This is a genomic window from Nesterenkonia ebinurensis (genome assembly GCF_008711175.1).
GTDB classification, from domain to species: Bacteria; Actinomycetota; Actinomycetes; order Actinomycetales; family Micrococcaceae; genus Nesterenkonia; species Nesterenkonia ebinurensis.
Map to the genome: position 1 here is coordinate 17,310 of NZ_VWNF01000002.1, position 10,746 is coordinate 28,055.

Consider the following 10,746-nt stretch of genomic DNA (forward strand, 5'->3'; position numbering starts at 1 on the left):
GCCGGGTCAGCCTGCGGAGGCGATGGAACTTCTAGGGTGGGCCGACCCGCTGACAAGGAGTAGCTGAGACTCAGCTTTCGGCCCATTATTGCAAAGCTTCCGGGTATGGAATCTTAGGAGAGTAGTAGACTGAGGTCATCAGCCATAGGAGGTCTGAAATGACTGCGAGGCGCCAGTACTCGGTGACTTTGAGTGCAGAAGTGGCCGAAGCCCTGGAGGAATGCGTACGTGCGGGTGTCTATGCCGACATCAACGATGCCATCAGTCAAAGTGTGGACCACGAGCTGGAGGAAGCAGGAGACACCCCGGGGTTCACCAGGTTCGTTGAGGTTGAAGTTCATGCTGCTGCTCAGGAACTGGATGAAGACCCCGACGCTAGGCTTACCACTGAGCAGGTCTTTGCTCGCGTAGGGCAGCGTAAGCGTGAGCTGCTTGCGCGCCGCGCCGAAGTGACATGAGCGAATACGACCTTGTGCTGGTCGCTCCGTGCCGAGAATCATATCTTTGACCATTGGTGCTATGTGGCGGACGTAGGTGGGATCAGCGCTGCTGATGCGTGGGAAGCTAAGTTTCGCACTTTCTGCGACAAGCTGACCTACTCGGCTGGCTCATACCGACAGCGTGAAGATCTCGGTCCTGGGTACAGGACCGTGACTTTCAGGAAGCAGGTCAAAGTCATTTACCGAGTCCGCGGTTCCCGAGTGGAAGTGCTCGGCGTGTACAGCACCAGACAGGATTGGGAAGCAAAGCTGAGGGACTGACTACGGATCTGGCAGAATAGAGCAGAAGAACTTCGACACTGTGTAGAAGGAGCCTCGCGCATGGCCACAGCCCAGAGCCAGACTGCAGTCCGCGATGTGGAGCAGCAGCCCGCATCAGCCGATGAATTCATCCACTACGACCACATCGGCCACGGCTCCACCCCGGCTGCCTCCGGGGAACCGCTTGGAACGGCTGAAGGGTGACCGGGCGGGACAGTACAGCATCAGAATCAATGACCAGTGGCGGATCTGCTTCGTGTGGACCGCAGCCGGTCCTGAGGAGGTTGAGATCGTTGACTACCACTGACCACATGGACAAGTTGGTACCTATCCACCCCGGGGAAGTTCTCATGGAAGATTTCCTGGAGGGGTTCGGCATCACGCAGCACAAGCTGGCTGTATAGACATTGGTGTGCCACCGCGTCGCATCAATGAGATCGTCCACGATAAGCGGCGCATCACCGCTGATACTGCACTACGGCTGGGAAAGTACTTCGGCGTCTCTGCCCAGTTCTGGCTCAATCTCCAGACCCACTATGACCTCGACGTTGCAGAGGACGTGGCCGCCGAGCAGATCCAGACCATCCGGCCTCTGGAGGTAGCATGAGTGACTGGCGTGGCGACCGTGTGGGTGCGGCGCTTCAAGGACGTAATCCCACCGTAGTAGCAGAGTTAGATGCCGCGTTTGCCGTAATTGGGGACGTTCAGTTCCTGCCTGGCTACAGCCTGGCACTGACGAAGGTGCCTGGCGTTGATCGCCTCTCGGATCTTCCACGGGCTGAACGGCTGAGCTACCTTGCAGACGTCGACCTCCTTGCGGCGGCCGTAGAGACGGTATGCGCTCGCTTCGACAGCGCCTATCGCCGAGTGAATGTGGAGATTCTGGGAAACACGGATGCCTTCCTGCACACTCATATCTGGCCGCGATACGACTGGGAACCCCCAGAGATCATCGGAAAGCCTGTCTGGCTCTATCCGCACGAATACTGGAAGGATCCCGCCAAGGCGCTCCGCACCCAACATGACGACCTTCGCGCGGCGCTGACAGAAGAGGTTGCTCGGCTTCGAGACTCGATCGAGTTCCAATTCCACGTCTGAATCACCGATCAGGCACTCAGTTTGGCATGTAACTCGACCGGTTGCCCTCTCTAACCGGTGCGGAGTCGCCGAGCACCGGACTAAGCTCAGTGGATGATTACTGTGCATCTGCGTTATGAGATCGATCCGGATAAGATCGAGGAGTTCGCCGAGTACGGCAGGCGATGGATTCGGCTGGTCAATAAGTTCGGCGGCACCCACCACGGTTACTTCCTGCCCAGCGAAGGTGACAATGACGAAGCCTTCGCCCTCTTCAGCTTCGATTCGTTAGCCGCTTACGAGCAGTACCGGATTGAGGCCGCGCAGGATGAAGAGTGCATCACCGCGTACGAGTTCTCACAGGAGACGAAGTGTATCCGCCGATATGAGCGCCGATTCCTTGCCCCACTCTTCGGAGATACTTCAGCATCCTGAGCGTCTCCATTTTCCACAGGCACTTATTTGCAGTGCCCGGCCCGGGGTAAACTGGGCCCATGACAGTAACCCGTGAAGAGCTTCACGACCTCATCGACAGATTGCCTGCCGATGAGTTGGAGCGGGTTGCCCGCACACTTCAGACAGGTAGTTCGGCGCCACAGGTTTCACCGCCTTGGCCCCAATCATTGGGGATGGTCAAAGCCGCCGACCCCAAAGCCTCCGAACGGGTGGATGAGCATTTGGCCAAAGGCTTCGGCCGTTGATCCTTGTTGATACCGGGCTCCTAGTCGCCTTGGTCAGCGAATCCGACGATCATCACAGACGGTGCAGAGAATGGTTCTCCACCACAGACAGATCCCGGCTACGTGTCCCAGCATCGATCATTGCAGAAGCCTGCTACATGATTGCCCTACTCCAGGGCCCAGCGGTGGAAGCTGCTTTCCTGCAGGACTTGGCCAACGGAGCCTACGGACAACTGCTCGACATTACGTCTGCAGATCTGCGCAGGATGAGCCAGCTCGTCTCGCAGTACGGTGACCTTCCCCTGGGCGGAACAGACGCCTCGCTAGTGGCTGTGGCCGAACGGGTGGACAGTTCGGAAATAGCAACAGTGGACCACCGCCATTTCTCCGTGGTCCGGCCACGGCATACGCCGTCATTCACGCTTCTACCGGCCCTGGCGTCATAGCACCCGACGGGACCCGCCCAATCCTGCCTAGGCTATTTACGCCCACCAGAGGTTAATCCGCTTTTGAACTCGACCGATTTCAGGGGTGCCTAGTCCGCCGAGGCTGCGTCTACGTTTGAGCTGGGCGAGTCTCCATCAGGCGCAGCACAGTTGATCTCGGCAGTGCTGCCACCAGTCTTTTGATCCAGCGGTTAAGCCCTCCGGAGATGACGCTGTGCGGCGGATTCTTTCGGCACAGGGCACGCAGTGCTGTGGTGACGACATCCTCCGGAGTTTGGAACCGCACTCCGCTCTCGGAAGTGCCGGAGGCGCTGTAGAACTCTGACGCGGTAGGTCCAGGAGATAACGCCATAACAGTGAGGCCGGTTGAGCGCACTTCATGAGCCAGCGCCTCGGTGAACCGCACCACGAACGCCTTTGACGCTGCGTATACGGCCATACCTGGCACCGGCATATACGCAGTCAGACTGGCGACGTTGACCAGTGCACCCCGCCCAGACTCCAAGAGCTGAGGCACAAAAGCATGAGAGATATCGACTGTGGCAATGATGTTGACCCGCAGCTGCCGCTCGATCTCTTCGTCTGTGGAGTTCCCGAAGCTGCGAGTCACCCCGACCCCGGCACAATTGATGACGGCGTCGATCACGATCCCAGCTTCCGCCAGTTGCTCGGCCAAAACAAAGCCCGCCCGCTCAGCTGACAGGTCGAGTGGAACGACGTGCACCTGCCTGCCGGTGGCAGCACGAATGCCGACGGCCAGCGCTTCGAGCGTGGCTGCCCGCCGCGCTACCACGACGACGTCGGCTCCTTCCTGGGCCAGGCGGCGGGCGAATTCAGCACCGATACCTGAGCTCGCCCCGGTCACCAGGGCTGTGGTTCCTTCGTACTTCATGTGAACCTCTCGTTTCAGCAAGCCTGCCCGCCTCCCTCAATGTGAGAGCTTTACACATTAGAGTAGACTAGCAATGTGAGAGACTGCAACATAGGAGGTTTGACGATGTCTGGACGTGGTTATCATCATGGCAATCTGCGCAACGCGCTGTTGGCTGCTGCATCGGAACTGGTGCGTGAGCGCGGCGCCCGGGGGTTCAGCGTGTCCGAGGCCGCCAGGCGCGTCGGGGTTTCCTCCTCCGCTCCCTACCGTCACTTCCCCGATCGTGACGCGATGCTCGCCGCAGCAGCTTTGACAGGCTTCGTTGAGCTGGAAGAACGATTCGAGAGCCTGCCCGTTGTGCAGACGTTCACGGACACAGCAGCGCACATCGCCGCCGAATATGTGCGCTTCGCACGCGAGGACCCCTCCCGGTTCGAGATGATGTTCGCCCACGGGATCGACAAGTCCAAGCACGCCGACCTGCTCCAGCAGACTTTCCGGGTCCAAGAGCGCTTTGAAGCTGCACTGGCCCAGCATCTGCAGCCCACAGAGTCCATCCGACGATACTCAGCCGAACTCTGGTCAATTGCCCATGGTGCAGCCACCCTGGCTATCGGAGAGAACATGCAGCATCTAGTACCTGACACGCAGATCAGCGAACTCGCCAGCTCAACAGCCACAGCCTGGGCACAGGGCATCACCGAGGCGTCCGGGAGCTGAGACTGCGACGAAGTCGCGGCAGCGGTTCTTACCCAATCCTGCTTGGGCTTTTGGCCTCTCCATAGAAAAGGAATCACATGAAGTTTCTCGTTCTCGGCGCTACAGGCGCCACCGGTACGCTGTTCACCGACACCGCCATCGTCGCTGGCCATCAAGTGGTCGCACTGGTGCGCAACCCGCAGAAACTCCCCGCACGCGAGGGCCTCCAGGTCGTTTCTGGCGACGTCCGCGACACCGAGGCGATCGCACACGCCGGGGATGGAACCGACGCGGTCATCAGTACTCTCGGAGTCGGGAACACCCGACAACCGGACAGCCTCATTCACGATGCCACGCGAGCGGTCATCGACGCCGCGGCTCATACTGGCCTACAACGTATCGTGTGGCAGTCAGCCCTCGGCGTGGGCGAGTCCTACCCCAAGGTTTCCTTGCTGATGCGCCTGGGCTATCGAGCAGCACCCGAGGTGTTCCGTGACAAAGCCCGCGCAGAACAGCTCCTGCGCGCCTCCACCCTGGACTGGACAATCGCCTACCCCGGAGTGCTGACCAAGGGCCCGGGCACCAAACAAGTCAGAGCCACCAACCTCGATGACATCGACAAGATCAAAGGCATGCCCCGAATCGCCCGGGCTGACGTCGCCGACTTCCTCCTGACTGCCGCGACCACCACCACATGGAACAAACGCATCGCCGTCCTCACCACGAGATCACGGTAAGCGCGGGAATATTGACCACGAAACAGAGAGGCACAACATGCCTGCAGAGAGTTCACAACCCCAGGCATATGGCTGGCAGCGGTCGGAAAACGCGCTGATCGCTGCTGCGATCCTCCTGGCCATGATCGCCTGGAGCCAGTCATGGTGGGTGCTGCTACTGGCCTTCCTCGTCTTCGACCTCTCTGCCCTGGGCTATATGGTCAACCAGCGGGTGGGAGCGTTCTGCTACAACCTGGTGCACAACTACACTGCTCCGGCCCTCCTCATGGCAGGCTGGGCAGCGTTGAGCCTCCGTGCGGTGAACGCTGAGTGGATGATGGTGCTTGCGGCCTGCTGGGGCTTCCATGTCGCTGTTGACCGCGCCTTGGGCTTCGGGCTGAAACTCGGCCCATTCACTCACACCCACCTCGGCCTCATCGGAAACGCCCGATCCACAGGGTCGTAACGGGTTCCGACTGTCGAAAGTTCAGGGAGGAGCCTCTTGCCCAAGCCTGCCTAGGCTATTTACGGCCACCAGAGGTTATTCCGCTTTTGAACTCGACGAGGTTCTCGGCGTACAGGTCAAAGTCGTTGTCCGTCGGTGGGTCTCCGCCGGGCGGTCAGGTCACCTTTTGCCGTCAGCCACGCCAGGGCCCCTGCGTCCAGGGCGTGACTGGAAGCGAAAGCGGTGTCGCCGGTGATGATCTCGGGTTCTCGTTCGGCGAGGTAGTCGATGGAGACCGAAATGATGCTGGCCCAAGGCCATGACGCGGTCAGCTGGTGTTAGCCGCAAAGATTCTGACCCTGCTGGGCAGGATTGGCGAATAAGAGTCAGGCGTGAGGGTACAGACTGAACACCCGGATCTGGCAGAATAGAGCAGAAGAACTTCGACACTGTGTAGAAGGAGCCTCGCGCATGGCCACAGCCCAGAGCCAGACTGCAGTCCGCGATGTGGAGCAGCAGCCCGCATCAGCCGATGAATTCATCCACTACGACCACATCGGCCACGGCTCCACCCCGGCTGCCTGGACGCTGTCGATCATCCTGATCACCGGCAGCGTGGTCGCCGGGGTCGGCTTCATCGGGCTCTACTGGTCTGACGCCTGGTGGATCGCCATCTGGATCGGTGCAGCCTGCGTGCCGCTGGCCCTCATCATGGGCATCGTGCTGAAGAAGGCCGGCTACGGGGTGGAAATGGACTCCGACGCCGTGCTGAAGCAGGGTGCTGACCCGCGCGCCCACTCCGGTCCGGCCACCCCGGACAACACCTCCGGCGGCGCGCAGAAGCGCGAACCTAGTCAGAGCTGAATGAGCACCGTCCTCGACTCCATCATCGAAGGGGTCCGCGAAGACCTCGCCGGGCGCAAAGCCGCCGTTGCGCTGCATGAGCTTGAGCAGCGGATCGCCACCACGCCAGCCCCCTTGGACGCCCATGCCGTCCTAGCCGGCGGCCGCAGCGATCCCGCCGGGGTGCGAATCATCTCCGAGGTCAAACGCAAATCCCCCTCCAAGGGTGACCTGGCGGAGATCACCGACCCCGCCGAGCTGGCCCGCGCCTACCAGGCCGGCGGAGCCAGCGTGATCTCCGTACTCACGGAGGCCCGCCGATTCAGCGGCTCACTGGCCGATCTGGAGGCAGTCCGCGCAGCAGTGGACATCCCGGTGCTGCGCAAAGACTTCATGGTCGATGACTACCAGTTCTACGAGGCCCGGGCCTACGGTGCTGATCTGGTGCTGCTCATCGTGGCCGCCCTGGACGATGCCCAGCTGCGCGACTATCTGGCCCTGACCCACCAGCTGGGCATGAATGCCCTGGTGGAGGCCCACACCATCGAGGAGATCGAACGCGCAGCGGCAGTCGGCGCCAAGCTGGTAGGCGTCAACGTCCGCAACCTCAAGACCCTGGATGTAGACGTCCAGCACTACGCGGCCATGGCCCGCCACCTGCCTGAGCATGTGGTGCGGATCGCCGAGTCCGGAGTCGAAGGCCCCCAGACAGTCCGGGACTACGCCGCACAGGGTGCCGATGCCGTGCTGGTGGGCGAAGCCCTGGTCCGGCACGGTGATCCGGAGCTGGCAGTCAAGGAGTTCCGGGCGACCTCGCTTGACTCACGCCCTTCAATCGCCTCAGGAGATTCGGAACAAGCTCCGGTCTCCGCTCGGCTCAATCGGTCGTCGTTGGCAGAGGAGACAGTGTGAGCACAGGCTTTCGTGAAGCATCCGGACCCTACTTCGGGGACTACGGCGGGCGCTGGATGCCAGAATCCCTGGTCGCCGCCCTGGACGAGCTCGCCGATGCCTTCGGCAAAGCTAAGGCCGATCCGGAGTTCACCGAGGAGTTCGAGCGGCTGTCCCGTGAGTACACCGGCCGGCCCTCCCTGCTCACCGAGGTGCCGCGCTTCGCCGCCGAGTCCGGTAAGGCCCGGATGTTCCTGAAGCGGGAGGACCTCAACCACACCGGCAGTCACAAGATAAACAATGTGCTGGGCCAGGCGCTGATCGCCCGCCGGCTGGGCAAGACCAGGCTGATCGCTGAGACCGGAGCTGGCCAGCACGGGGTAGCCACCGCCACCGCAGCCGCCCTGTTCGGCATGGACTGCATGGTCTACATGGGCGCTGAGGACACCCGTCGTCAGGCACTCAACGTCGCCCGGATGCAGCTGCTGGGTGCCCAGGTGGTGCCTGTGGAACACGGGGCACAGACCCTCAAGGACGCCATCAACGAGGCGCTGCGCGACTGGGTGGCCTCAGTGGAGACCACCCACTATGTACTCGGCACCGTGGCCGGCCCGCACCCATTTCCGGAGATGGTCCGCTGGTTCCACCAGGTCATCGGCGAGGAGGCCCGCGCCCAAATCCTGGAGGCCACCGGCCGGCTGCCCGATGCGGTCACCGCCTGTGTGGGCGGCGGCTCCAACGCGTTAGGCATCTTCCACGGGTTCCTGGACGACCCCAGTGTTGCCCTCTACGGCTATGAGGCCGGCGGGGAGGGCCTGGAGACCTCACGGCACGCCGCAGCCATCACCCTGGGACGCTCCGGGGTGCTGCACGGGGCGCGCAGCTACCTGATGCAGGACGAGGACGGCCAGACCGTAGACTCACACTCCATCTCCGCCGGACTGGACTACCCATCGGTAGGTCCCGAGCACGCCTACCTGGCCGATGCCGGACGGGTCACCTACGAGCCGGTCACCGATGCCGAATGCATGGCCGCCTTCGAATCCCTCTGTCGCACCGAGGGCATCATCCCCGCCATCGAATCCGCCCACGCCCTGGCCGGAGCCGCCCGGCTTTCCGCCGCCTGGGGTGAGGACGGCGCCGAACGGCTCATCATCGTCAGCCTCTCCGGCCGCGGCGACAAAGACGTGGCCACCGCCGCCAAATGGTTCGACCTGCTCCCGGCAGAGGGGAACACCGAGGCTCCGCAGGAAGGCGTCCAGGCATGAGCGCCGAAGCATCCAAAACAGCAGCAGCCATCGACGCCGCCAGGGCCCAGGGACGTGCCGCCTTCGTGGGCTATCTGCCGGCCTGCTACCCGGATCAGCAGACCAGCATCGAGGCGGCCGTGGCCCTGGCCGAGCACGCCGACATCATCGAGATCGGCGCCCCCTACTCCGACCCGGTGATGGACGGGGCAGTCATCCAGCAGGCCACCACTGAGGCCCTGGCGGGCGGCTTCCGGATGGACCAGCTCTTCGAGGTGGTCCGCGAAGTCAGCTCCCGCACCCAGGCGGCCGTGGTGGTGATGATCTACTACAACCTCATCGACCGGATGGGCGCTGAGGAGTTCGCCCGCCGCCTGGCCGAGGCCGGGGGAGCAGGCGCGATCACCCCTGACCTGATCCCCGATGAGGCCCAGCCCTGGATCACCGCCGCTGAAAAGTACGGCCTGGACCGGATCTTCCTGGCCGCCCCCACCTCCAGTGCCGAGCGGCTGGCCGCCATCGCCTCCGCCTCCCGCGGGTTCGTCTACGGGGTCTCCCTGATGGGGGTCACCGGCCAGCGGGCAGCAGTCTCCAGCGCAGCCCAAGAAGTGGTCACCGCCGCCAAGGCCGCCGGAGCCCAACGGGTCTGCGTAGGCTTAGGCGTTTCCACCCGCGCCCATGTGGAGGAGATCGGCAGCTATGCCGACGGAGTGATCGTGGGCACCGCCCTGGTCGCCGCCCTGCGTGAGGGCGGTCCAGAGGCTGTGGGACAGCTTGCTTCGGAACTCTCCGGAAACTCCTGATACGGTGCCTGCTGTGTTGACTTCTGCTCTGACCAGTCCCGCTGCGACCACTGCTGCCGGTGCACTCGCCGGCTTCCCCCCGCCCCCGGCCCGCGGCATCGACCTGCCCGGCCCCTTCTTCATCGCCTTCTACACCCTGGCCATCATCGCCGGAATCGTGCTGGCCGTAGTGGTGGCCACCAAACTGTGGAAGTCTCGCGGCGGCAACAGCGACGATGTCTTCTCCGCGATGCTCTGGGCGGTGCTCATCGGCATCGTCGGCGCACGCCTCTACCACGTGATCAGCTCCCCGGACGGCTACTTCGGCGAGGGCGGGGACCTCACCCGTATCCCGCAGCTCTGGCAGGGCGGACTCTCCATCATCGGTGCGGTGATGGCCGGCTCCCTGGCCGTGTGGTACTTCTGCCGCAAACAGGGCATCAAATTCGGCGCCTTCGCCGACGCGGTGGTGCCTGGGGTGATCCTGGCCCAGGCTGTGGGCCGCTGGGGCAACTGGTTCAACCAGGAGCTCTTCGGCCGGCCCACCGACCTGCCCTGGGGCCTGCGCATCGACACCGACCAGCAGCACCAGCCGCTGCCGGCCACCACCATGGAGGACCCCACCTTCCACCCCACCTTCCTCTACGAATCGGTGTGGAACCTGATCGGCTTTGCTGCTCTGCTCTACCTCTTCCGCCGCTTCCAGTTCCGCCAGGGACTGGTGGCCTGGACCTATGTGGCCTACTACGCCCTGGGCCGGTTCTGGATCGAATCCATGCGGATCGACGAGTTCAATAAGTCCACCCAGTACCCGCTGGCCGACCTGGGACTGGACTGGCGGCTCAACCAGATCATCGCCTTCATCATCTTCGTAGTGGCCGTAGTCGCCCTGGTCTGGCTCTTCCAGAAGCGCCCAGTCACCGAGGAGGCCATCGCCGAGGAGGCTGAGATCTATACCCCAGACTCGCCCCACCGGGCAGGGCCGCCTGAAGAGACAGAGACCGACGACGACGCGGTGACCGTGGCTGCCGAAGCCGAAACCAACAGCCCGGAGGACTCAGAACCGGATGAGGAGACCACGTCCAAAGACTGAAACCTTCAGTCACGGACTTGCACCTGGTCAGTCACAGGCGCAATATAGAAAACTGGTCGCCTGCAGCTCGCACCCACGAATGAGCCAGGGGTTCCACACAAGTACCCACCCATGGTGCTGATGTCATAACGACGCCGTCACATCTGGTCAGCGGCCAGAACGCTGTGTAGACGCTGTGCCCCCTCTCGAGGA

Annotated in this window: 16 protein-coding genes and 2 pseudogenes; 17 read left to right on the top strand and 1 reads right to left on the bottom strand. The window is 62.7% G+C overall.

All coding sequences use genetic code 11. The features are described 5' to 3' along the window. Positions 1-158: 158 nt before the first annotated feature. From F0311_RS00825 to F0311_RS00860, 9 genes and pseudogenes are all read left to right on the top strand, one after another. Positions 159-458 (top strand): hypothetical protein, encoded by a 300-nt coding sequence (locus F0311_RS00825; RefSeq protein WP_150460076.1) that lies wholly within the window; start codon positions 159-161, stop codon positions 456-458. A gap of 12 nt (positions 459-470) precedes the next feature. Continuing rightward, positions 471-761: a type II toxin-antitoxin system RelE/ParE family toxin gene (locus tag F0311_RS18870; RefSeq protein ID WP_150460077.1), complete on the top strand. Its 291-nt coding sequence runs from the start codon at positions 471-473 to the stop codon at positions 759-761. 60 nt (positions 762-821) lie between these two features. Next, positions 822-965 (top strand): hypothetical protein, encoded by a 144-nt coding sequence (locus F0311_RS17865; RefSeq protein WP_191089674.1) that lies wholly within the window; start codon positions 822-824, stop codon positions 963-965. After that, a pseudogene (locus F0311_RS00835) lies at positions 925-1,068 on the top strand (type II toxin-antitoxin system RelE/ParE family toxin); the annotation flags it as partial. The gene F0311_RS17865 and the pseudogene F0311_RS00835, both read left to right, overlap by 41 nt. Then, positions 1,055-1,368, top strand: a pseudogene (locus F0311_RS00840) (HigA family addiction module antitoxin). The pseudogenes F0311_RS00835 and F0311_RS00840, both read left to right, overlap by 14 nt. Further along, positions 1,365-1,859 (top strand): HIT family protein, encoded by a 495-nt coding sequence (locus F0311_RS00845; RefSeq protein ID WP_150460078.1) that lies wholly within the window; start codon positions 1,365-1,367, stop codon positions 1,857-1,859. The pseudogene F0311_RS00840 and the gene F0311_RS00845 overlap by 4 nt, the downstream one beginning before the upstream one ends. Positions 1,860-1,952: 93 nt before the next feature. Further along, positions 1,953-2,273: an NIPSNAP family protein gene (locus F0311_RS00850; RefSeq protein ID WP_150460079.1), complete on the top strand. Its 321-nt coding sequence runs from the start codon at positions 1,953-1,955 to the stop codon at positions 2,271-2,273. Between the two features lie 59 nt (positions 2,274-2,332). After that, a complete protein-coding gene (locus tag F0311_RS00855) occupies positions 2,333-2,539 on the top strand; it encodes a hypothetical protein (protein WP_150460080.1) in 207 nt (68 codons plus the stop codon). Beyond that, positions 2,536-2,964, top strand: coding sequence for a type II toxin-antitoxin system VapC family toxin (locus F0311_RS00860; protein WP_150460081.1), 429 nt, complete (start codon positions 2,536-2,538; stop codon positions 2,962-2,964). Before F0311_RS00855 ends, F0311_RS00860 begins: the two co-directional genes overlap by 4 nt. Positions 2,965-3,073: 109 nt before the next feature. Here F0311_RS00860 and F0311_RS00865 read toward each other — a convergent pair whose 3' ends face one another. Next, a complete protein-coding gene (locus F0311_RS00865; protein ID WP_150460082.1) occupies positions 3,074-3,856 on the bottom strand; it encodes an SDR family NAD(P)-dependent oxidoreductase in 783 nt (260 codons plus the stop codon). Positions 3,857-3,961: 105 nt separating this feature from the next. On the opposite strand from F0311_RS00865, the gene F0311_RS00870 reads away from it, so the two are divergent. From F0311_RS00870 to lgt, 8 genes are all read left to right on the top strand, one after another. After that, a complete protein-coding gene (locus F0311_RS00870) occupies positions 3,962-4,558 on the top strand; it encodes a TetR/AcrR family transcriptional regulator (RefSeq protein WP_150460083.1) in 597 nt (198 codons plus the stop codon). A 77-nt stretch (positions 4,559-4,635) separates the two neighbouring features. Next, on the top strand, positions 4,636-5,274 hold the full coding sequence (locus F0311_RS00875; RefSeq protein ID WP_150460084.1) for an NAD(P)-dependent oxidoreductase: 639 nt from the start codon (positions 4,636-4,638) through the stop codon (positions 5,272-5,274). A 37-nt stretch (positions 5,275-5,311) separates the two neighbouring features. Then, on the top strand, positions 5,312-5,719 hold the full coding sequence (locus F0311_RS00880; protein ID WP_150460085.1) for a DUF4260 family protein: 408 nt from the start codon (positions 5,312-5,314) through the stop codon (positions 5,717-5,719). 450 nt (positions 5,720-6,169) lie between these two features. Continuing rightward, complete coding sequence (locus F0311_RS00885) at positions 6,170-6,562, top strand: HGxxPAAW family protein (protein ID WP_150460086.1); 393 nt, start codon at positions 6,170-6,172, stop codon at positions 6,560-6,562. Further along, positions 6,563-7,453, top strand: coding sequence for an indole-3-glycerol phosphate synthase TrpC (gene trpC, locus F0311_RS00890; RefSeq protein WP_150460087.1), 891 nt, complete (start codon positions 6,563-6,565; stop codon positions 7,451-7,453). Positions 7,454-7,509: 56 nt separating this feature from the next. Next, positions 7,510-8,700, top strand: a complete 1,191-nt coding sequence (gene trpB / locus F0311_RS00895) for a tryptophan synthase subunit beta (RefSeq protein ID WP_150460150.1) — start codon at positions 7,510-7,512, stop codon at positions 8,698-8,700. After that, on the top strand, positions 8,697-9,482 hold the full coding sequence (gene trpA, locus F0311_RS00900; protein WP_150460088.1) for a tryptophan synthase subunit alpha: 786 nt from the start codon (positions 8,697-8,699) through the stop codon (positions 9,480-9,482). The genes trpB and trpA overlap by 4 nt, the downstream gene beginning before the upstream one ends. Before the next feature lie 13 nt (positions 9,483-9,495). After that, positions 9,496-10,554: a prolipoprotein diacylglyceryl transferase gene (gene lgt, locus F0311_RS00905; protein WP_191089667.1), complete on the top strand. Its 1,059-nt coding sequence runs from the start codon at positions 9,496-9,498 to the stop codon at positions 10,552-10,554. Positions 10,555-10,746: the final 192 nt, after the last annotated feature.